The organism is Microbacterium sp. NPDC064978 (genome assembly GCF_044543605.1).
Lineage (GTDB): Bacteria > Actinomycetota > Actinomycetes > Actinomycetales > Microbacteriaceae > Microbacterium > Microbacterium meiriae.
On record NZ_JBITWF010000003.1, the window covers coordinates 268,968 to 288,676 of the forward strand.

Consider the following 19,709-nt stretch of genomic DNA (forward strand, 5'->3'; position numbering starts at 1 on the left):
TCATGTCGCACGCGACCATCGAGAAACCCGTCGAGGCTGACGCGCCGCCGACGACGCATGGCACCGACGAGAAGGGGAGGAAGGCCACGCGGACGGTCCTCGCGATCGGCTTCGTGGTCGTCGCCGCCCTCGCTCTCCTCCTCGTCTTCACCGCCCCGACCGAGGAGTCCTCGCGGATAACGATCGGGTTCTCGCTCAACAGCTTCTTCCTGTGGCTGGGCGGTCTGAATCCGTTGGTGCAGATCCCCGCCGTGCTGCTCGTGTTCGGCGTGGTCGTGGCGATCATCCTCGTGCTGATCGAGTTCGCGCCCCGCCCCGGTCGCGGCTACTCGATCATGCGGCTGGTCGCGTGCCTCGTCATCCCGGTGCTCGCCCTGCTGCTGCTTCGTCCCTACGCGAACGCCGTGGTGTACGTCGTCGCGATCGCACTGCTCGTCGGTGCGCTCCTCTTCTTCGCCGACTTCCGCGCCCGACAGGGAGCCGGTTACCTGTTCCAGCTCGTGCTGTTCATGGCTCCCGCGGCGATCATGCTGCTGCTGGGCCTCATCTACCCGGCGATCTCGACGATCTTCAAGTCCTTCTTCGACAAGTCGGGGAACCAGTTCGTCGGACTCGAGAACTACATCTGGGTCTTCACCAACCCGGTCGGCACGTCGTCGGTGATCAACACCATCATCTGGGCGCTGCTCGCTCCGGTGATCTCGGTGGTCATCGGTCTCGCGTACGCCGTCTTCATCGACCGTGCGCGCGGTGAGAAGTTCCTGAAGGTGCTCGTGTTCATGCCGGTGGCGATCTCGTTCGTCGGCGCGGGCATCATCTGGAAGTTCATGTACGACGCCCGCCAGGGCGACCAGATCGGTCTCCTCAACGCCATCGTCACCGCTTTCGGCGGCGACCCGGTGCAGTGGCTGGCCATCAAGCCCATCCTCAACACGCTCATGCTGCTCATCGTGTTCATCTGGACCCAGACCGGCTTCGCGATGGTCATCCTCTCCGCCGCGATCAAGGCCGTGCCGATCGAGCAGATGGAGGCGGCCGAGCTCGACGGCACGAACGCCTGGCAGCGCTTCCGCAACGTGACGGTGCCCGGCATCCGGTCCTCGCTGATCGTCGTCCTCACGACCATCACGATCGCCTCGCTGAAGGTGTACGACATCGTCGCCGTGATGACCGGCGGTCGTGACGAGACCAGCGTCCTCGGTTTCGAGATGGTCAACCAGCAGCAGCGGTTCCAGAGCTACGGGCACTCGTCGGCGCTCGCCGTCGTGCTGTTCCTGTTCGTGTTGCCGCTGATCGTCTACAACGCCCGATCGATGGCCAAGCAGAGGGAGATCCGCTGATGAGTGCAACCCAGGCCACCGTCGTGGACAACCGCACCAAGCGCCAGGTGGCGCGCGACACGCGTCGTAACGAGGCGACCGCCCACAAGAAGCTGACCTCGAAGGGGGCGACGATCGCGGCCGCGGTCATCGCGCTCTTCTGGACGATCCCGACCTTCGGCCTCTTCGTGACGTCGTTCCGCCCGGGCGCCGACACGCAGAACAGCGGCTGGTGGACGGTCTTCTCCAACCCGGAGTTCACGTTCGACAACTACGTGCAGGCGTGGAACTCGGGCGGGACCTCGACGACCCTCGCGACCGCGTTCATCAACTCGCTGGCCATCACGATCCCGGCCACCGTGTTCCCGATCGTGATGGCGGCGCTGGCCGCGTACGCGTTCGCATGGATCGACTTCAAGGGTCGGAACATGCTCTTCATCTTCGTGTTCGCGCTGCAGATCGTGCCGCTCCAGATGGCCCTCGTGCCGCTGCTGAGCCTGTTCTCGGACGGGCTGACGATCAACGACGTGCCGATCTTCCCCGGGTTCGGGCTGAACGAGGTGCAGTACAGCTTCGCCCGCGTCTGGATCGCGCACGCGATCTTCGCGCTCCCGCTGGCGACGTTCATGCTCCACAACTTCATCTCCGAGATCCCGGGCGAGATCATCGAGGCGGCCCGCGTCGACGGTGCCGGACACGGACAGGTGTTCTTCCGGATCATCCTGCCGCTGGCGGCTCCGGCGATCGCGTCCTTCGCGATCTTCCAGTTCCTCTGGGTGTGGAACGACCTGCTGGTCGCGACGATCTTCGCCTCGCCCGGCGCCCTGCCGATCACCCAGGCGCTGAACTCGCTCTCCGGGACCTGGGGGAACAAGTGGTTCCTGCAGTCCGCGGGAACGTTCATCTCGATCATCGTCCCGCTGATCGTGTTCTTCGCCCTGCAGCGCTTCTTCGTCCGCGGCCTGCTGGCCGGCGCGACGAAGGGCTGACCCTTCGACGGGCTCAGGGCCCTTCGACGGGCTCAGGGACCCAGGTTCTGGGTCGCTGAGCCTGTCGAAGCGGCGGTGAAACACAGCCCCGCCGGCGGGAGCCCGCGCCGTACCCTGAACAGATGAAGTACGCAGACTCGATCGTCGACCTCGTCGGCGACACGCCCCTGGTGAAGCTCCAGCACGTCACCGAGGGCATCGCGTGCACGGTGCTCGTGAAGCTCGAGTACCTGAACCCGGGCGGGTCGGCGAAGGATCGGATCGCGGCCCGGATCATCGACGCCGCCGAGGCCGCGGGGGACCTGCAGCCCGGCGGGACGATCGTCGAGCCCACGAGCGGCAACACCGGCGTCGGGCTCGCCCTCGTCGCCCAGCAGCGCGGCTACCGCTGCGTCTTCGTGCTCCCGGACAAGGTGGGCGAGGACAAGATCGACGTGCTCCGCGCGTACGGCGCGGAGGTCGTCGTGACCCCGACCTCGGTCCCGGCTGACAGCCCGGAGTCGTACTACAGCGTGAGTGACCGGCTGGCACGGGAGATCCCCGGGGCGTTCAAGCCGAACCAGTACGAAAACCCGAACGGGCCGCGCAGCCACTACGAGACGACGGGACCGGAGATCTGGCGGGACACCGACGGCCGGGTCACCCATTTCGTCGCCGGCGTGGGGACGGGCGGCACGATCACCGGCACCGGCCGCTATCTGCGCGAGGTGTCAGACGACGCGGTGCGCATCATCGGCGTCGACCCCGAGGGCAGCGTCTACAGCGGCGGCACCGGTCGGCCCTACCTCGTCGAGGGCGTGGGCGAGGACATCTGGCCGGGGGCGTACGACCCCGCGGTCCCGCACGAGATCGTCGCGGTCGGCGACGCGGAGTCCTTCGCGATGACGTGGCGCCTCGCCCGCGAGGAGGGCATCCTCGTCGGCGGGTCCAGCGGCATGGCCGTGGTCGGCGCGCTGCGGGTGGCGAAGGACCTCCCGGCGGACGCGGTCATGGTCGTGCTCCTCCCGGACGGCGGGCGCGGCTACCTGGGCAAGATCTTCAACGACGGGTGGATGCGTTCCTACGGTTTCAGCGAGGTGGAGGAGGGGGAGACGGTCGCCGACGTGCTCGCGGCCCGGTCCTCCCGCCACGGCCTTCCCGACCTCGTGCACGCACACCCCACCGACACGGTGCTCGAGGCGATCGGCATGATGACGGAGTACGAGGTGTCGCAGCTCGTCGTCCTCAGCGCCGAGCCGCCGGTGATGATGGGCGAGGTCGTCGGCACCGTCGACGAGAAGGGCCTGCTCGACCTGCTCTTCCGTGGCGACGCCGAGCCGAGCGACGCCGTCGGCGCGCACGTGGGGGAGCGGCTGCCGCTGATCGGCATCCATGCGCCGGTCGCGCAGGCACGGGCCGCGCTCGCCGACGCCGACGCCCTCCTCGTCACCGAGGACGGCAAGCCCCACACGGTGCTGACCCGGCAGGATCTGCTCGGCTACCTCTCGCGGTGACGCGGGACGTAACAGGCCGGGACCCGTCGGAGGACCCGGACGTAGGCTGAGAGCATGTCCGACCACGCCCACGCCTTCGCCACACGAGCCATCCACGCCGGACAGGCGCCCGACCCGATCACCGGGGCGATCATCCCGCCGATCTATCAGGCGTCGACGCACGTGCAGGACGGCATCGGAGGGTTCCGCGAGGGCTACGAGTACAACCGCGCGGGCAACCCGACGCGCTCCTCCTTGGAAACGCAGCTCGCCGCTCTCGAGGGCGGGGTCGGGGCCCTGTCGTTCGCCTCGGGGCTCGCGGCGGAGGACGGTCTGCTCCGCGGCATCCTCAAGCCCGGCGACCACGTCCTCCTCGGCAACGACGTCTACGGCGGCACCTACCGTCTGCTCACGAAGGTGCTCGCGCCGTGGGGGATCGACACGACCACGGTCGAGCTCTCCGACGTCGACGTGATCCGGGCGGCCATCCGTTCCGAGACCCGCATCGTGTGGCTGGAGACGCCGAGCAACCCTCTGCTGAAGGTCATCGACATCGCACTCATCGCCGAGGTGGCGCACGCGGCCGGGGTGCTCGTCGTGGTCGACAACACGTTCGCCTCGCCGGCTCTGCAGCAGCCGCTCGCGCTCGGCGCGGACCTCGTCGTGCACTCGACGACGAAGTACCTCGGCGGGCACTCCGACGTGCTCGGCGGCGCCGTCGTCTTCGGCGACGACCGCTTCGTCGAGGCCGTGAAGTTCCAGCAGTTCGCGGTGGGCGCGGTCTCGGCGCCGCTGGATGCCTGGCTGACGACCCGGGGCATCAAGACCCTCGCCGTGCGGATGCGGCAGCACTCCGAGAACGCCCAGGCGATCGCCGAGTGGGCGCAGGCGCGGCCGGAGTTCGCGCAGGTCTTCTACCCGGGCCTCGCCTCGCACCCCGGTCACGAGATCGCCGCGCGGCAGATGAGCGGCTTCGGCGGGATGCTGTCGCTGGGCCTCGCCGCGGGTGCGGACGCTGCCCGGGCCTTCGCCGAGAGCACGACCGTGTTCCAGCTCGCCGAGTCCCTCGGCGGCGTGGAGTCGCTCATCGGCTACCCGCCGGAGATGACGCACGCGTCGGTCCGCGGAACCGAGCTCGCCGTCCCGGAGAACGTCGTGCGTCTCTCCGTCGGCATCGAGGACGTGGCCGACCTCATCGCGGATCTCGAGGAGGGGCTCGCCCGCATCGCCCGCTGACCGGCACGCCGACCCGCGATCGCGGGGGCGTCCGACACAATGGGACGATGAATCGACGGATGCTGCTGTGGTGGGGCGTCGCCTGCCTCCTCCTGGCCACTGCCCTCGGCGCTCTCGTCGTCTTCGTGTATCCGCAGACGCCGGGCCTCGACCAGTGGTGGAACGACACGATCGCCGCGGTCCGCGCGGACTGGATGCTGAGCTTCGCCCTCGCGCTGAACTGGATCGGCGGCGGCTGGGTCGCCATCCTCGCCGTGCCGCTGGGGACGATCCTCGTCCTGCTGCTCCTGCGGCGATGGCGGGGTGCGCTGTTCGCCGCGCTCTGCTTCCTCGTCAGCGCGGGCGCCGTGCAGCTCCTGAAGAACATCTTCGGCCGTGCCCGACCGCACGACATGCTCGTCGTGAGCGATTACGGCTCGTTCCCGTCCGGCCACACCGCGAACGCGGCGACCATCGCCCTCGTGCTGTGGGTGCTCTTCCCGCGGGTGTGGGTGGCGATCGTGGGGGCCGCATGGATCGTGCTCATGGCTCTGTCGCGCACCTTCCTGTCGGTGCACTGGGCGACGGACACGCTCGGGGGTGCGTTCGTCGGGGCCGGGGTCGTCCTCGTGCTGGCGGCCTGGCTGGTGCCGTGGGTGCGACGCGACGTCGAGGCGACCGCACGCGCCGATAGGCTGAGCGGAACCTGACCTGCCCGAGGAGCCTCCGTGTCGCGTATCCGTCCCTACCGTCCGACCGATCGCGCGGCGATGTTCGAGATCTGCCTGCGGACGGCCGACGCAGGGGGAGACGCCACCGGGGTGCTGTCCGATGACGAGCTCTGGGGGAACCTCTTCGCGGTGCCGTACGTCGAGCGGCACCCGGACCTCGCCTGGGTCGTGGAGGCGGAGGACGGGCGCACCATCGGCTACATCGTCGCCACCGACGACACCGACGCGTTCTACGCCTGGTTCCGTGATGAGTGGTGGCCCACCCTGCACGCGCGCTATCCGCGGTCGGCCGACCCGCAGACACGCGAGCAGAAGCTGATCGAGTACGGGTACACGAGGGAGCCGGGCGTCGAGCCGAACGCGGCGGAGTATCCGGCGCATCTGCACATCGACCTGCTGCCGGAGACCCAGGGGCAGGGGCTGGGGCGCGGTCTCATCGAGACGCTCTTCGCCGAGTTGCGCCGACGCGGTGTCCCGGCCCTGCATCTGGGGATGGACCCCGCGAACAGCGGCGCGGCCGCCTTCTACGAGCGGCTCGGCATGACCCGGCTGCCGTCCGGACCGGGTGGTCTGACGTACGGGGTGCGCTTCGACGGCTGACGGCACCCGAAACGAGAGAAGACCTCCGCGATGCGGAGGTCTTCTTCGTCTGTGGCGGTGACGGCGGGATTCGAACCCGCGGTTGCTTGCACAACACACGCTTTCCAAGCGTGCTCCTTCGGCCGCTCGGACACGTCACCAGGGAACAACCTGTCCATCCTATCCGATGTCCCGCCGACCTCGTGACATACCGGCGATCACCGGGCGCGGCGGTGAAAGCTGTTATATTGCACGTCATCAGAGGTCCGGATATCTTCATATGAAGACGCAAAGGCGTCAGGCGGATCCGGTTCTCTGGGGGGGATCATGGGGACGAGTGCGACGACGGCACGACGTGACGAGGGACCGACGGGCGAAGACCCGCTCCTCGGCCCGCACGCCCTGCGGGCGTGGGTCACGGGAGCGCGGGAGGCCCGCACCCGCGTGTTCCTGCGGGAGACCGAGGCGGGGGCGGAGGCTGTCGCTGCGGCGGCAGGGCCCGAGGATGTGATCTTCCAGCCCCTCGAATCGACGTCGCGGCCGGGGACGGCGAGGATCGTCGGTTACAGCGGAACGCTCGCCGACCTCGGCGACGAGTTCTTCCTGGGGGAGCGCGGCGTCGAGCTCCAGGACTACATCGCGGCCTCGTTCGTCCAGATCATCGGACCGACGGCCGTGCGCTTCTTCGACGAGGCGAGCTGGCGCGCCTTCCTCGACGACGCCGATCTCGCCCGCAGCACCGGGGTCTTCGCCGCCGCGATGCTCGACCCCCGGGTGCTGCTCGCGGGTCGCCACGTTCTCGCGCGGCCACACGAGGTGGAGACTCCGAGCGCCCTGCGCATCGACGCGGACGGTGGCGTGCACCTCGGGCTGCAGGGGCAGGAGATCGGTCACGTGCGCGACCTCCCCGCCGTCCTCGGGCAGGCCCTGCCCGAGGCATCGGCGCTGGGCGGCGTGCCCGGCTCGGCCGACCTCATCACCGAACTCGACGCCCGGCTGTGGATCGGCCGGTACCTCGATGCGGCCGATCTCCGGAAGATGCTCCGCCTGCCGAACGGCACCGGCCGGATCGCGGGCTTCGGGTGGACGCTCCTCGACGACGGTCTGGCGGATGCGGAGCCCGAGGCCACCGATCCGTTCCTGCTCGACACCGCCGAGGGGTTCCTGCTCGCCGATGTCGGGACGCGGCGCCGGCACCTGCTGTCCCCGCTGACCGCCACCGTGGTCGACGCGATCCAGACCTCGCGGACGCGCGGGCTGGCGGCGGCTCGCGTGGCACGGGCGTGCGGAGTGCCCGACGCGCATGCGCGGCGACTCTGCCTCGAGGCGCTGGAGGCGCTCGGCCTCCATCTCGGCCGTCCGGTCGAGAGCGGCCAGAGCGGCGGCACCCGATGAGCGTGCCGCACGCGCTGTGGACATCCATGCTCCCCGCCGACACCGCCTTCCCTCCGGATCGCGTGGCGGTGGGCGCCTCCGGGCATCGGATCTCCTACGCCGACGGCTCCCACCGCCTGTGCGCGACGAGCGGGCTGTGGAACGTCCCCCTCGGCTTCGGCAACCCCCGGGTCGCCGAAGCGGTGAACAGGGCCGCGCACGACGCCTCGTATCTGTCGCTGTTCCGCGCACCGCACCGGTACGCCGAGGATGCCGCCGACGCCCTCATCGCCCTCGCGGGTTCCGAGCGCTACCGCCGCGTGATCTTCTCCACGTCGGGCGGGGCGGCCAACGATGCCGCGATGAAGCTCGCGCGGCAGTACTGGGCGCAGCAGGGCGCGGGCTCTCGATCCCTCGTCGTCGGTCTCCGCGGCAGCTATCACGGCACGATGTACGGCAGTCACGTGCTGAGCGGCGACGACCTGCTGCAGTCCGTCTACGGCGTCGACCGGCGGACGGTGCGGCACGTGTCGCACTCCGACGACGGGGAGGAACTCGCGGCGCTGCTGGAGCGCGAGGGGTCCCGCGTCGCCTCGGTCGTGGTGGAGCCGGTCCTGGGCAGCGGCGCCCACGCCCTGTTCGACGCCTTCGTCCACCGTCTCCTGGAGCTGCGGGAGCGGCACGGGTTCCTGCTGGTCGCGGACGAGGTCGCGACCGGCTTCGGCCGCACCGGCTCGCTGTTCGCCACCGACCGCTGGGCGTCCGCTCCGGACGTCCTCATCCTGTCGAAGGCGCTGACGAACGGCGCGATGGGGGCCGCCGTGCTCCTCGTCGGACACCGCATCGCGATGGCCTACGCGCGCGGCGGGTGGACCTTCGTCCACGGGGAGACGCAGGCGGGCACGCCGGCCTGCGCCGCGGCGGTCCTCGCCGTGATCGACGAGCTCCGCCGTATCGACGTCGAGGCGACCGCCCAGGCACTGGCGACCGCGCTGCACCGCCTCGCCCGGAGCTGGCAGGACGAGGGGATCGTCACCGATGTCACCGGCTCCGGCTGCTTCGTCGGCCTGGGGCTCCGTCGGCCCGACGACTCCCTGCTCTCCGGCACCGAGGTCCTGGAGGTGGTGTCCGCCATCTCCGACAGCGGCGTCGTGGTCCACCCCGGTCCGAGCTCCTTCCAGCTCATCCCCGCCTACGGCTTCTCGCCGGCGGAACTGGCCGAGACCGATCGTGCCGTGCGGGCCGGTCTGGCGCGCGTGCGGGAGGCGGCGGCATGAGCGCGCCCTTCGCCGGCCGCGTCCCCACACTGTGGCACGGGCCCCGCGCCCGAGAGACGACGGGGCGTCTGACGGCGGGGCGGGACACGCTCGTGATCGCCGACGCGGCCGTCGCGCACACCTTTCCGACCGCACAGCAGGTGCGGAGGATGACGGTGGACGCCTCCGCGGTGGACGAGGTCGGGGTCCTCCTGATCGCCGACGAGATCATCCGGCGCCCGCCCGAGGTCATCGTGGCCGTCGGAGGCGGAAGCGTCCTCGATGCGAGCAAGATCGCGGCCCTGGCGCTCAGCCCCGGACGCCTCTTCGACTTCGCCCTCCGGCACGCGGCGACGGCAGCGCTCACGGTCCTGCCCGACGCGCTTCCGCCCGTCGACATCATCGCGATGCCGTCGACACTCGGCACGTCCTCGGAGACGAACAGCGTCGCCATCCTCCGGAACAGGTACGGGTCTCGGCTCCTCATCGGTCGACCGCTGCGCCCGCGTCACGCCGTCCTCGATCCCGAACGGCTCGCCACGCTCAGCCCCGCTGCCGTGCGGGAAGGGGCGCTGGAGGCCTTCCTCCGGGTGGCCGGAGCGTCGACGAGCCCGCGGACGGAGCGAGCGGAGCGCGACGCGAGGCTGCTCGGCCGCGCTCTCCTCGAGGTCGCAGCCGGCGAAGTGATATCGGCGGCGGGGCGCCTGCGTCTCGCGCGCCTGAGCGCCGCCACCCAGCGCACGGCAGCGCTCCGCGGACCCGATCCGTACAGCGCCCGACACTGGTACCTCGCGAACGAGGTCGCCTTCCATCTCGGCGTCCGCAAGATGACGGCCACCGTGGCGGTCATCGCCGCGGTCTGGCGTCGGATCGGCGCGGGCGATCTCCGCTGGGGTGATCGCGTCAGCCTCGACGCGTTCTGGACGGGCGTCGTGGGCGCGACCGGGCTACCCCGCGAGCCGGCCGCCGGCATCGCCGCGCTCGTCGATCAGGCAGACCTCCCGTCACCGCCGCGCCCGAGCGCACGGGAGATCGATCGGGTCGCCGCTGCGGTCGAGACCGCATGGGGAGACCACCGACCCATGCTGCGCGGAATCCGTGCCACGGACATCCGCGCCGTGCTCCACGACTCCCGGTGGAGCACGCCCCCGGTCGGCGATCGCCGGCCCCGAACGGCCGAGAGGAGGTGATGTGAATGAACGACAGCACGGAGATGAGCATCCGGTTCCAGGAGCTCGACCCGATGGAGGCGCCCAGCTGGGACAGCTTCTACCAGGGCGTGATCGGCGCGCTGGTCCTCATCGGGATCGGCGCGGCAGCCGCCACCTGATGCCGCCTGGCCGCATCTGGATCAGACAGAGGAAGGAGGGACGCATGACCGCAGCACTGCCGGCGCTCGAGTTCACCGAACTCGAGGCCATGGATGCGCCGGGCGATGCCGACGACTACATCCGCGGCTTCGCCGTGGGCGTGATCATCGGAATTCTCGCTCTGACCTAGGAGGTGCACGTTGCAGACCACGTCGCTGGAGTTCCTGGAACTCGAACAGATCGACACCCCGCTCGAGTGGTGGGAGCACGCGAGCTACATCATCGCGATCATCGGCGGAGCCGCCGCCATCGCGACCTGACAGAGGGTGCGGGCGGGATCGTCCGCCCGCACCCCCGACCATCCCTGCGAGGAGAGGCGATGCACGGATGACATCCCTGATCACCGAGACCGTGGCGGCACGGCTCGACCTGGTCGGCGCGACCGCCCGCGGGCAGGATCTGTACGCCGGGGCCGGCACAGACTTCTACGACCGGCTCGTCGGCCCGGACCGGGCGGAGGTCCGGGAGGTCCTGGCGCTCGCGCGCGCGGTCCCCGGTCCCGTCCTCGACCTCGCGGCCGGGAGCGGACGGCTGACGGTGCCGCTCGTGCGCTCCGGGCACCACGTCACGGCGGTCGATCTCTCGGCGGACATGCTCGCGCGCCTCCGCGGAGCCGTTCCGCGCGGCGCGACGGTCGAGTGCGTCGTCGCGGACATGCGCGACCTCGCGCTCGACGGGCGGTACGGTCTGGTCATCCTCGGGGCGACCTCCATCACGGTGCTCGACCGGGAGGGCCGGGCGCGTCTCTACGCGGGTGTCCGACGTCATCTCGACTCCACCGGTGTCTTCGCCCTCACCGTCGCGGGCAGAGCGTCGGCGGACCGCCTCGCGGTGACGGCCGACCGCGAGATCGTGGTCCCCGGAAGCGCCGGAGACGAGCCCTACCTCTTCGCGCAGCAGATCGAGGACGACGGCGCCGTACGGGTGGTCAACTGGGTCCGTCTCGCCGACATCGCCCCGGGCGCGGAGGTGCCGGTGCTCACGAGTCGGCTGCATGTGCTGAGCCCCGAGATCCTGGCCGACGAACTCGTCGCGGCCGGCTTCACGGCCCCCCGGATCTCTCCGGTGCGGACGCCGGTCCCCGGGGAGATCCTGCTGCTCACGACGTCTCCCTCCGGGGATCGAGGGGGTGCGCGATGACCGCCGCGGATTCCCGGTCCCTGTGGCGACAGCGCGGACGAGGGCGGGACCCCCTCACCGCGGAGACGTGTCCCGCTCTGGCGACCGGCGTGGATTTCGAGCCCACCGGCGAGGGCTCCGTGTGGCTCGCCACGGTGCAGGGTGTCCCGTCCGCGCGGCTGTCCCGGGCGGTGGTCGACCTGCTGACGGCGATGGACGGCCGGACCCCGGTCTCCGCGCTGCGGGTACGCTTCGCGCCGGAGGCGACCGACGAGAGCGTGCTGCGACTGGTGGAGCGCTTCCGCGACAACGGTCTCCTGGCCGGGGGCGCGTCCCGACCACCCGGCCGCGTCGCCTACCGACCGCCGTTCACCCTGCAGTTCGCGACGCTCCGTGCGCCCGCCCTCTTCGCGCGCCTGGACCGGCTGGTCGTCCCCGTCCCGCGCCGAGCAGCCCTCGCGGCCGTCGCCGCGGTGCTCGTCGCCGGGGCCGTCGCCGCGATCCTGCAGGCCGGCGATCTCAGGAACGTGCTCACGCGCCCCCTACCGCTCACCGGCTTCGTCGTCGTCGTCGTGGCGCTGGGACTCGCGACGCTGTTCCACGAGGCCGCGCACGGGCTCACCCTCACCCGGCTGGGCGGTCGGCCCCGACGCGCCGGGTTCATGCTCTTCTACCTCACGCCCGCGTTCTTCGTCGATGTGACGGACGGATGGCGGCTCGCCGACCGTCGGCATCGTGTGGCGATCGCGCTCGCCGGTCCGGCCGTCCACGCCACGGCGGCGGCGGTGGCGATGCTCGCCGCTCTCGGCCTGCCGGCGTCGACGGCCCGCGAGACGCTGCTGCTCCTCGCGATCTCCTGCACTGTCGTCGTCCTCGTGAACCTGATCCCGTTCGTGCGGTTCGACGGGTACATCGCGTTGATGAGCGCGCTGGACGAACCGAACCTTCGGGGGAGGACGGTTCGCGACGGCGGGGGCTTCCTCGCCCGTGTCCTGTTCGGCGGCCCGCGGCAGCCTCGGGCGCTGGAGCGGTGGTGGAGCGTGCCGTTCGGCCTCTGCTGCCTGGCGGCGCCGGTCGTGATGGTGCTGTTCGCGGTCGTGCGGACCGCACAGCTGCTCGCCGGGGGCGGGCCGGGGGCGAGCCTCGTCGTGCTCGCCCTGGAGAGCGTCGTGGTCGTGGTGGGCGTCGCCCTCCTGGTGCGCGCACTGATCCGTGTGCGGCGATCCGGTGTCTCCCGGACTCGTCTCGTCGCGGTGACCGCCGCGCTCGCCGTCGGCACGGTGGCCGCCGGCATCCTCATCCCGGTCCCGACGGCCGCGACACTCGGGTACTGGGTGGACGACGACCGCGTGGTCCTGGTCCGCGGAGGATCGGACGCCGGTGCAGACATCCCGGACGGTGCGCGCGTCATCCTGTCGACGCGGGGGATCCTCGCGAACGAGTACCGGGGCGAGGGGAGGACCGCGGTCCGCCCTGCGGCGGAGGCCGAGGTTCCGATCGAGGCGCTGTACCCGGTCAGGGTGCCCGGGGTGACTGTCGCGGCGACGGCCGTTGCGGAGGTCGAGGTGACCGGGGAGAGGAGCGCCCTGCCGGCAGCCGGACAGGCGCGGGTCGAGCTGGGCACGACCCCGCTGTGGCATGCGCTCTGGGCGGCGGCCGTGTCGCCGCTGGCGACCCCCACGAGCGAGGAGGAGAGAGGATGACCATGAATCAGCACGCCATCGAGGTGCGCGGCTTGACCAAGAGGTTCGGACACCGCACCGCCGTCGAGGACCTGTCGTTCGCCGTGCCCCGCGGAGCGATCGTCGGGCTCCTCGGACCGAACGGCGCAGGGAAGTCGACGACGCTGCGCGCGATCGTCGGCCTCGTGCGCCCGACCGGCGGAGAGACCCTCATCGACGGGGCGCCGTTCGGTGCGCTCGACAACCCCGCCGTGCACGTCGGCGTCCACATGGACGGGTTCGGCTTCGAGCCGGGCATCTCGGGGCGACGGCATCTGGAGATCTGCCGCCTCGCCGCCGGGGCGCCCCGCGACCGCGTCGACGAGGTCCTCGCCGAGGTCGGCCTGGCCGCCGATGCGCGTCGGCGCGTGAAGACGTACTCGACGGGCATGGCCCAGCGGCTCGGGCTGGCCGCCGCATTGATCGGCGCGCCGCGGACGCTCATCCTCGACGAACCGGCCAACGGGCTGGATCCCGACGGCATCCGCTGGCTGCGCCGGTTCCTCCGCGGTTTCGCCGAACGCGGCGGCACGGTCCTCGTCTCCAGTCATCAGCTCCCCGAACTCGAGCAGGTCGTGGACGAGGTCGTCGTGATCAAGCGTCGGGCGCTCTTCGCCGGACGGCTGGACGATCTGGTCACAGGCGGGGCCGACTCGCTCGAGAGCCGGTACTTCGACCTCGTCGAGGGAGCCCCGGCATGAGCGGCGTGATCCGCAGCGAGATGCTGCGCGCGGTGAGCGGGCTGTCGATCCTCGCCGTGTACCTCGTCGCCGTCCTCATGCCGACGTTCGTGCTCTTCTCCGACGGCTCGCGTTTCGCTCTGGACGGCCTCGACGCCGACGCGGCGACGGCGCGACTGCTGGAGCCGCTCGCGTGGTCGGTCGTCTCGGCGGCGTTCGTCGGTGCCTACCCCGTGACGCGGGAGTACTACTACGGCTCCATGGACCGCACGCTCACGGCGGTCGGCTTCCGTCGCGCCTTCCGCGGGAAACTGGTCGCCGGCGTCCTCATCGCCCTGGCGCTGGCCGGCGTCGTCTTCCTGCTGTGGACGCTCGCGATCTCCCTCCTGCTCGCTCGCCACGGGCTCGCGCTCGTCTTCACTGCCGAGGCATGGCGGATCATCGCCGGGGCCGTGGCCGGGGTCGTCCTCGGTGCTCTCATCGGCGGGGCGATCGGCTGGATCACCCGGAACTACTACGCGACGGCGATCATCGTCCTCGTCTTCCCGATGGCGCTGGAGTTCGCGCTGCTGCGGACGGCACCGGAGATCGCGCGGTTCTCACCCGGGATGGCCATCGCCGCGCTGAGCGTGCCGGAGTACCAGGGACGACTGCTCGCCTTCGTGCCTGCCCTCGGCATCGGGGTGGCATGGGCGATCGGCCTCGTCGCGCTCGCCGCCGTCCGGGGACGCCGGAGCGTCGCGTGATCGGTCGGGCGCTACGGGCGCAGGCGCGCGGCGCGGTCGGGGATGTCGTCCTCCTCGGGATGGCGCTGGCGGCCTTCGTGCTGTCCCTATCCCTGGCGACCAGCGTCCCGGCGGAGCTCGGCGATGCGCCACGGGAGGCGCGGGAAGGACTGGTGGCACCCTTCGACGCCGTGCTCGCGACCTACGCCGGCATCCTCGCCGCCGTCTACGGTTCCTTCCGCTACACGATCGACCGGCGGGACGGTGTCGTCGCGCAGCGACTGATGCTGGAGTCCCGGTGGGCGATGCTCGTCGTCCGTATGCCTGCCTCGGCGCTGGGCGGCGCGGTCGTCGCGGTCGCGGCCGTCCTCGGCGGCCGCGCGGCGCTGTTCGTCACGATGGGCGGGATCCCCGTGCATCCGTCCGCCGTCATGGCCGCCCTCGCCCTCGGCGCGGCCGCCGCCCTCTGGGGCCTGGGGTCGGCATCGTCGTGCAGGCGCATCTCGCGGCGCTGTTCGTCACCGCGTTCTCGATGGGGGTCGGGCTGCTCGTGGCGATGTTCTGGAGCGCCAGCGCCGTCTACCTGCCTCTTCCTGCTCTGCTCGACGCCTTCCGGTTCGACGGGTCCGCCATCGGGATCCCGGCGGGCGGAGGACTCGGGCTGCTGGCGGCGCCGATCGCGGCGGGCTGGATCCTCCTCGCGGTGGGGGCGGGATCGGCCGTGTTCCTGCGGCGGGACGTGACCTAGGCCCGCGGGAGGCGACGTAGGATTCCTGGGTGGCCACCCCCAAGATCCTCCTCTTCTACGCGTTCACCCCGCTCGCCGACCCGGAGGCCATCCGCGTCTGGCAGCGCGATCTCGGCGAGGCGCTGGGGCTGCGCGGTCGGCTGCTGATCTCGTCGCAGGGCATCAACGGCACTCTCGGCGGCGACCTCCCGGTGCTGAAGAAATGGGTGCGGTCATTCCGCTCCTATGCGCCCTTCCGCGACGCCGACATCAAGTGGAGCGAGGGCCCCGGGCTCGACGCGTCGGGCCGCAGCCTCGACTTCCCGAAGTTGAGTGTGAAGGTGCGCGACGAGATCGTGTCGTTCGGGGCCCCGGACGAGCTGCGGGTCGACGCGGACGGCGTCGTCGGCGGGGGCGCGCGGCTCACCCCCGAACAGCTGCACGCCCTGGTCGCCGAGCGCGGGGACGAGGTCGTGTTCTTCGACGGACGGAACGCGCTGGAGGCCGAGATCGGACGCTTCCGTGGCGCCGTCGTGCCGGATACGGAGACCACCAGGGACTTCGTGCGCCTGCTCGACTCCGGCACCTACGACGACCTGAAGGGCAAGCCCGTCGTCACGTACTGCACCGGCGGCATCCGCTGCGAGGTGCTGTCGAGTCTCATGGTCGCCCGCGGCTTCGGCGAGGTGTATCAGCTGGAGGGCGGCATCGTCCGCTACGGGGAGACCTTCGGCGACGACGGCCTCTGGGACGGATCGCTCTACGTCTTCGACGGGCGTGGATCCGTCGACTTCTCGGACCACGCGCGGGTCATCGGTGTGTGCGTGGGATGCGGCGCGGCGACCAAGCGCACCGCCAACTGCCCTGACCCGTCGTGCCGCGTGCAGTCCGTCGTCTGCGCGGACTGCGAGGCCGTCGCGTGCCCGGCGCATGCGGCCACCGTGCCGACGCGGGCCTGAGCGGCGCGACGACGACGGTCACACCAGGAGCCGGGCGTCTGATCCGCGCGGGGCGTAGAGCGACCGCGGCAGCAGCAGTGCGCGTGCCCGCGTCGACCCGTCGACATGCGCGCGGAGACTGACGAGCACGGACTGCAACGGCGCGCCGAGGTCGTCCTCCGCCGCGGACGCGCGGGCGTAGTTGGCGCGCTCCACTGCCGCGATGAGCCGCCCCAGCGCACCCTCGTCGGCTCCCGCATCCCTGACGAGACCTGCGGCCCGCATCCGCGGACTGTCCGCATCCGAGACCGCGATCCGGAGATCGATCAGGGTGTCGCGCAGTTCCGCCCAGGCCGCGGCGGCGTCTCCGCGAGCGGCACGGCGCATCCGGAGGCGCCGCTCGACGAGCCGGACGAGCGCGGGAAGGAGGAGGAGCGCCACGACGCCGAGAACGGTGAGGACCACCGGCGTCGGGTCCAGCCGGCGCAGCTCTCCGGAGTCCGTCGAGCCGGCATCGGCATCCCGCCGATCGACCTCGGGGCCGGAGGTCTCCTCCGTCTGCGGTGCGGTCGTCGGCGCAGGAGTGGCGGGGCCTCCGCCGGTCCCGCCTGCGGTCGTGCCCGCCCGGAAGGCCGTGGGGACGCCGAGCGAGGCGGTCGGCTCGAACGGCACCCAGCCGATCCCGGGGAACAGCACCTCGGGCCAGGAATGCAGCTGATCGCTCGACACCGAGAAGATCGACTCGTCTCCGCGCTTCTCGTCCGTGAGGGACCCGGGGAGGTAGCCCACCACGATGCGCACCTGCATGCCCAGGCTCTCGGCCATGAGGGCGAAGGAGCCGGCGAAGTGCACGCAGTATCCGGACCGCTCTTCGAGGAATCGTGCCACCGCGTCCGCGCCGGTCCCGTCGAACCCCTCGTCGACCGGCGTCTCCAGCGAGTACTCGAACTGCGACCGGAACCAGTTCTGCAGGGCGACGAGGCGGTCGTAGTCGGTCTCCTCGTCCGCGGTGACCTCCGTCGCCAGCCGGGAGATGATCCCCGGAAGCTCGACGTCCTCGTCCTCCGCGTCCGCGAGGGGCGGGGCGGCCTCCGCGGCGCGGATCTGCTCCAGGGTCGGCGTCACGCGGAGCGAGGTGACCGTGTAGTCGTTGCCGACCGCATCGGCGCGGCGGGAGAAGAGGGTGCGGTTCTCGGGCGACACGCGCCACGCGGCGCTCAGACCCTGCACTTCCGTGGCCGGATACGGCAGCGGGAGCCAGGAGCTCGACATGCGCAGCACCCGGATCGAGGTCGTCTGCTCCGCGGTGGTGATGTCGTCCCCCCACTCCGGATCCCCGAAGCCGTCGACCTGAGACTGCAGGTCCCCGCGGTCCGGCTGCCAGACGCGGCCGTCGAACCGGGAGAGCGTCGTGAGGCGGAGATACGGGGCGGTGTCGGTCTTCGCGGCCACGGTCAGCACCTCGACCGGACTCGGCTGCCGCAGGTCGTCGCCGAGCCGTAGCGAGGCATCGACGGTCACGCCGACCCCGGTGCCGGTGATGGTCGAGCCGACCGGGAGCAGCGGCGTCACGACGAAGGTGGTGGCGAGGGCGGCGGCACCGACGGCGACCGCGACGCCGGCCGACGCGCGGCGCGGTGACTCCGGATGCCGACGCGCGGTGAAGCGGAACACGAGGAGCGCCACGACCGCCGCGAGGGCGAACCAGGCCACAGTCGGGGCACCCAGGGTGATGATCATGGGCACCGCACCGGTGACGCCCAGCAGAACGGTCGTGAGCACGGCGGAGCGACTCGCGATCAGGAGATCGAGCAGGATCGCGACGACCGCGAAGCCCGCTCCGAGGGCGGCCGCAAGCCCCGGGGAGGCCTCCAGCGGGGCCGAACCGAAGACGATCTCCTCCGCCGCGGCGGAGGCGAGGGCCTGGAACAGGCCGAAGGTGCGGGGCGTCGGCACGACCCCCGCGATCGCGGTGTCTCCGGCGAGGAGCAGCGTGAGGACGCCGACCGCCACGATGACCTGCGCCACAAGGGCGAGCAGCCCGGCGATACCCTCCGCACGCCCGCGTAGGAGATGACGCACGAGCGCGCCGACCCCCACGACCGCGATGATGACGACGGTCGCGACGAACGACCAGGTCCCCGGAGCGATGACGGCGGTGAACGGCCACAGCGCCGTGAGGGCCGCGAGGCCGGCGAGGGCCGCCGGAGCGAGGACACCGGACGGCGGCTCCTCCCGGTCACGGTGCCAGCGTGCGCGGGTGTCGGCGGGCACGGGGGCGGGTCGCGTGCGCTCAGCGCGGAACATCGGCGGTTCCCGTCCGCGCCGACAGCGCGTCGTCCCAGGCATCCGCGACGTCGACGCCGAGCCGGGTCACGGTCCAGCCGTGCTGGCGGGCGGCGTCCTCCGTTCCCGGGAGCGGATCGGTACTGAACAGCAGCGGCGCTGCGGCCCCCGCCGGACGCAGGAGCGCGGCGTCCTCCTCGTCCAGCCGACCGGTCACGTAGACGAGCGGCCCCGGCGGTGTCCCGCCCAGGAGCGCGGCGAGGTCGCGCCTCTCGCCGCGCGGCGTCACCATCGCCAGGGAGACCAGCAGGCCGTCCCTGTCGTCCTCGTGTCCGCGGAGCACGCCGAGGAGCGTGCCGGCGCTGTCCAGCACGTCGACGCTGTACCCCTCCGCAGCGAGGTGCACGGCGGCGGACGCGCACAGGGAGACCGCGGCCTCGAACGCCGGGTCGACGGCATCGGTCCCCGTGGTCCAGCCGCCGGCGGCGCGGTCGAGCACGACGACCGCGTCGGGGCTCGACTCCTCCTCCTCCTGCCGGACCATGAGTTCGCCGCGGTGCGCCGTCGCCCTCCAGTGGATGCGTCGCATCGAGTCCCCCGGTGCGTAGCCGCGGGGGGAGAGGTTGTCGCTGCCCTGGCCCAGGCGGGTGGAGGAGGTGTGCGCGGTCCCGCCCGCGGCGCCGACCCGCACGGCGAGCGGGGTGAGCGCGAAGACCTCCGGCACGACCGTGATGGTGCGCGTGTCGCCGAAGGCCTGCTCGCGCTGGGCGAGACCGAACGGGTCGACGGTGCGCAGCAGGAGGGGGCCCAGCGGCCAGACACCCCGGCGGACGCCGGTGATGAGGTAGTTCAGCTGGGGTGTATCCCCGGGATACTCGCCCCCCGAGTCGCCGGCGACCGCGGTGGGGAGGACGTCGTGCCAGAGCCCGTGCGGGACCCGGAGGGCGCGCAGCGTGAAGCGGACCGTCACCCGCGAGGTCTCCGAGACCGTGAGCAGGTCGGTCGAGATCTGTCGGCTGACCGTTCCGGAGCGTCGCGGGAGACGCACGGCGAGGGCGGCGAACAGCGTGAGCGCAGCCAGCAGGATCCCGAGGTACAGGAGGATCCTGGCGCCGAGGACGTTGGCCGCGATCACGCACCCGAGCGCGGCGACGAGCGCACCGGTGCCGCGCGGCGTGAGCAGTCGACGTCGGCGCATGATCGCGTCC

General features: G+C 71.5%; 20 protein-coding genes and 1 tRNA gene. 18 read left to right on the plus strand and 3 right to left on the minus strand.

What is annotated here, in order from left to right; translation table 11 throughout:
- Nucleotides 1–2: 2 nt before the first annotated feature.
- The 6 genes from ACIGJI_RS11360 to ACIGJI_RS11385 all read left to right on the plus strand — a co-directional run bounded on the left by ACIGJI_RS11360 (nt 3) and on the right by ACIGJI_RS11385 (nt 6,326).
- The gene (locus ACIGJI_RS11360) at nt 3–1,340 is read left to right on the plus strand and encodes a carbohydrate ABC transporter permease (protein ID WP_187662184.1); all 1,338 of its coding nucleotides are present in this window, start codon (nt 3–5) and stop codon (nt 1,338–1,340) included.
- Nucleotides 1,340–2,308, plus strand: a complete 969-nt coding sequence (locus ACIGJI_RS11365) for a carbohydrate ABC transporter permease (RefSeq protein ID WP_187662183.1) — start codon at nt 1,340–1,342, stop codon at nt 2,306–2,308. The genes ACIGJI_RS11360 and ACIGJI_RS11365 overlap by 1 nt, the downstream gene beginning before the upstream one ends.
- 122 nt (nt 2,309–2,430) lie before the next feature.
- Nucleotides 2,431–3,801 (plus strand): cystathionine beta-synthase, encoded by a 1,371-nt coding sequence (locus tag ACIGJI_RS11370; RefSeq protein ID WP_363446798.1) that lies wholly within the window; start codon nt 2,431–2,433, stop codon nt 3,799–3,801.
- Between the two features lie 54 nt (nt 3,802–3,855).
- Nucleotides 3,856–5,016: a cystathionine gamma-synthase gene (locus tag ACIGJI_RS11375; protein WP_363446801.1), complete on the plus strand. Its 1,161-nt coding sequence runs from the start codon at nt 3,856–3,858 to the stop codon at nt 5,014–5,016.
- A 47-nt stretch (nt 5,017–5,063) separates the two neighbouring features.
- Complete coding sequence (locus ACIGJI_RS11380) at nt 5,064–5,705, plus strand: phosphatase PAP2 family protein (protein WP_232089083.1); 642 nt, start codon at nt 5,064–5,066, stop codon at nt 5,703–5,705.
- 18 nt (nt 5,706–5,723) lie between these two features.
- Entirely contained in the window at nt 5,724–6,326 is a 603-nt protein-coding gene (locus ACIGJI_RS11385) for a GNAT family N-acetyltransferase (protein ID WP_187662180.1), read from the plus strand.
- Between the two features lie 52 nt (nt 6,327–6,378).
- Here the strand turns inward: ACIGJI_RS11385 and ACIGJI_RS11390 are convergent.
- Nucleotides 6,379–6,466, minus strand: a tRNA-Ser gene (locus ACIGJI_RS11390).
- 166 nt (nt 6,467–6,632) lie between these two features.
- Between ACIGJI_RS11390 and mpaB the strand changes: the two genes are divergently transcribed.
- The 12 genes from mpaB to ACIGJI_RS11450 all read left to right on the plus strand — a co-directional run bounded on the left by mpaB (nt 6,633) and on the right by ACIGJI_RS11450 (nt 16,236).
- A complete protein-coding gene (mpaB, locus tag ACIGJI_RS11395; RefSeq protein WP_363446804.1) occupies nt 6,633–7,700 on the plus strand; it encodes a daptide biosynthesis RiPP recognition protein in 1,068 nt (355 codons plus the stop codon).
- The gene (gene mpaD, locus ACIGJI_RS11400) at nt 7,697–8,956 is read left to right on the plus strand and encodes a daptide-type RiPP biosynthesis aminotransferase (protein ID WP_363446806.1); all 1,260 of its coding nucleotides are present in this window, start codon (nt 7,697–7,699) and stop codon (nt 8,954–8,956) included. The genes mpaB and mpaD overlap by 4 nt, the downstream gene beginning before the upstream one ends.
- Nucleotides 8,953–10,125: a daptide-type RiPP biosynthesis dehydogenase gene (gene mpaC, locus ACIGJI_RS11405; RefSeq protein ID WP_363446808.1), complete on the plus strand. Its 1,173-nt coding sequence runs from the start codon at nt 8,953–8,955 to the stop codon at nt 10,123–10,125. Before mpaD ends, mpaC begins: the two co-directional genes overlap by 4 nt.
- Before the next feature lie 5 nt (nt 10,126–10,130).
- Nucleotides 10,131–10,265: an MpaA1 family daptide-type RiPP gene (mpaA1, locus tag ACIGJI_RS11410; protein WP_259951368.1), complete on the plus strand. Its 135-nt coding sequence runs from the start codon at nt 10,131–10,133 to the stop codon at nt 10,263–10,265.
- A gap of 44 nt (nt 10,266–10,309) precedes the next feature.
- Nucleotides 10,310–10,435: an MpaA2 family daptide-type RiPP gene (mpaA2, locus tag ACIGJI_RS11415; RefSeq protein ID WP_257721411.1), complete on the plus strand. Its 126-nt coding sequence runs from the start codon at nt 10,310–10,312 to the stop codon at nt 10,433–10,435.
- 10 nt (nt 10,436–10,445) lie between these two features.
- Nucleotides 10,446–10,565 (plus strand): MpaA3 family daptide-type RiPP, encoded by a 120-nt coding sequence (gene mpaA3 / locus ACIGJI_RS11420; RefSeq protein WP_292788270.1) that lies wholly within the window; start codon nt 10,446–10,448, stop codon nt 10,563–10,565.
- Between the two features lie 67 nt (nt 10,566–10,632).
- Nucleotides 10,633–11,445, plus strand: coding sequence for a daptide-type RiPP biosynthesis methyltransferase (gene mpaM, locus ACIGJI_RS11425; RefSeq protein WP_363446810.1), 813 nt, complete (start codon nt 10,633–10,635; stop codon nt 11,443–11,445).
- Nucleotides 11,442–13,127 carry a daptide biosynthesis intramembrane metalloprotease gene (mpaP, locus tag ACIGJI_RS11430; RefSeq protein ID WP_363446813.1) on the plus strand — a complete coding sequence of 562 codons (1,686 nt, stop codon included), beginning with the start codon at nt 11,442–11,444 and terminating at the stop codon, nt 13,125–13,127. The genes mpaM and mpaP overlap by 4 nt, the downstream gene beginning before the upstream one ends.
- Nucleotides 13,124–13,846, plus strand: a complete 723-nt coding sequence (locus tag ACIGJI_RS11435) for an ATP-binding cassette domain-containing protein (protein ID WP_363446815.1) — start codon at nt 13,124–13,126, stop codon at nt 13,844–13,846. Before mpaP ends, ACIGJI_RS11435 begins: the two co-directional genes overlap by 4 nt.
- Nucleotides 13,843–14,571, plus strand: a complete 729-nt coding sequence (locus ACIGJI_RS11440) for an ABC transporter permease (protein WP_363446817.1) — start codon at nt 13,843–13,845, stop codon at nt 14,569–14,571. The genes ACIGJI_RS11435 and ACIGJI_RS11440 overlap by 4 nt, the downstream gene beginning before the upstream one ends.
- 469 nt (nt 14,572–15,040) lie before the next feature.
- Entirely contained in the window at nt 15,041–15,298 is a 258-nt protein-coding gene (locus ACIGJI_RS11445) for a hypothetical protein (protein ID WP_366244046.1), read from the plus strand.
- A gap of 29 nt (nt 15,299–15,327) precedes the next feature.
- Complete coding sequence (locus tag ACIGJI_RS11450) at nt 15,328–16,236, plus strand: rhodanese-related sulfurtransferase (protein WP_363446821.1); 909 nt, start codon at nt 15,328–15,330, stop codon at nt 16,234–16,236.
- An 18-nt stretch (nt 16,237–16,254) separates the two neighbouring features.
- Here ACIGJI_RS11450 and ACIGJI_RS11455 read toward each other — a convergent pair whose 3' ends face one another.
- Both ACIGJI_RS11455 and ACIGJI_RS11460 read right to left on the minus strand, forming a co-directional pair.
- Entirely contained in the window at nt 16,255–18,522 is a 2,268-nt protein-coding gene (locus ACIGJI_RS11455) for a DUF3488 and transglutaminase-like domain-containing protein (protein ID WP_363446823.1), read from the minus strand.
- The gene (locus tag ACIGJI_RS11460; protein WP_363446825.1) at nt 18,509–19,699 is read right to left on the minus strand and encodes a DUF58 domain-containing protein; all 1,191 of its coding nucleotides are present in this window, start codon (nt 19,697–19,699) and stop codon (nt 18,509–18,511) included. Before ACIGJI_RS11460 ends, ACIGJI_RS11455 begins: the two co-directional genes overlap by 14 nt.
- Nucleotides 19,700–19,709 lie beyond the last annotated feature (10 nt).

Excerpts from the sequence above, each read along its gene's own strand:
- mpaA1 (WP_259951368.1), top strand. The coding sequence starts at position 10,131 with ATGAACGACAGCACGGAGATGAGCATCCGGTTCCAGGAGCTCGACCCG.
- ACIGJI_RS11460 (WP_363446825.1), bottom strand. The coding sequence starts at position 19,699 with ATGCGCCGACGTCGACTGCTCACGCCGCGCGGCACCGGTGCGCTCGTC.
- ACIGJI_RS11440 (WP_363446817.1), top strand. The coding sequence starts at position 13,843 with ATGAGCGGCGTGATCCGCAGCGAGATGCTGCGCGCGGTGAGCGGGCTG.
- ACIGJI_RS11435 (WP_363446815.1), top strand. The coding sequence starts at position 13,124 with ATGACCATGAATCAGCACGCCATCGAGGTGCGCGGCTTGACCAAGAGG.
- ACIGJI_RS11360 (WP_187662184.1), top strand. The coding sequence starts at position 3 with ATGTCGCACGCGACCATCGAGAAACCCGTCGAGGCTGACGCGCCGCCG.
- ACIGJI_RS11380 (WP_232089083.1), top strand. The coding sequence starts at position 5,064 with ATGAATCGACGGATGCTGCTGTGGTGGGGCGTCGCCTGCCTCCTCCTG.
- mpaC (WP_363446808.1), top strand. The coding sequence starts at position 8,953 with ATGAGCGCGCCCTTCGCCGGCCGCGTCCCCACACTGTGGCACGGGCCC.
- ACIGJI_RS11455 (WP_363446823.1), bottom strand. The coding sequence starts at position 18,522 with ATGTTCCGCGCTGAGCGCACGCGACCCGCCCCCGTGCCCGCCGACACC.
- mpaP (WP_363446813.1), top strand. The coding sequence starts at position 11,442 with ATGACCGCCGCGGATTCCCGGTCCCTGTGGCGACAGCGCGGACGAGGG.
- mpaD (WP_363446806.1), top strand. The coding sequence starts at position 7,697 with ATGAGCGTGCCGCACGCGCTGTGGACATCCATGCTCCCCGCCGACACC.
- mpaM (WP_363446810.1), top strand. The coding sequence starts at position 10,633 with ATGACATCCCTGATCACCGAGACCGTGGCGGCACGGCTCGACCTGGTC.
- ACIGJI_RS11365 (WP_187662183.1), top strand. The coding sequence starts at position 1,340 with ATGAGTGCAACCCAGGCCACCGTCGTGGACAACCGCACCAAGCGCCAG.
- ACIGJI_RS11375 (WP_363446801.1), top strand. The coding sequence starts at position 3,856 with ATGTCCGACCACGCCCACGCCTTCGCCACACGAGCCATCCACGCCGGA.
- mpaA2 (WP_257721411.1), top strand. The coding sequence starts at position 10,310 with ATGACCGCAGCACTGCCGGCGCTCGAGTTCACCGAACTCGAGGCCATG.
- mpaB (WP_363446804.1), top strand. The coding sequence starts at position 6,633 with ATGGGGACGAGTGCGACGACGGCACGACGTGACGAGGGACCGACGGGC.
- ACIGJI_RS11370 (WP_363446798.1), top strand. The coding sequence starts at position 2,431 with ATGAAGTACGCAGACTCGATCGTCGACCTCGTCGGCGACACGCCCCTG.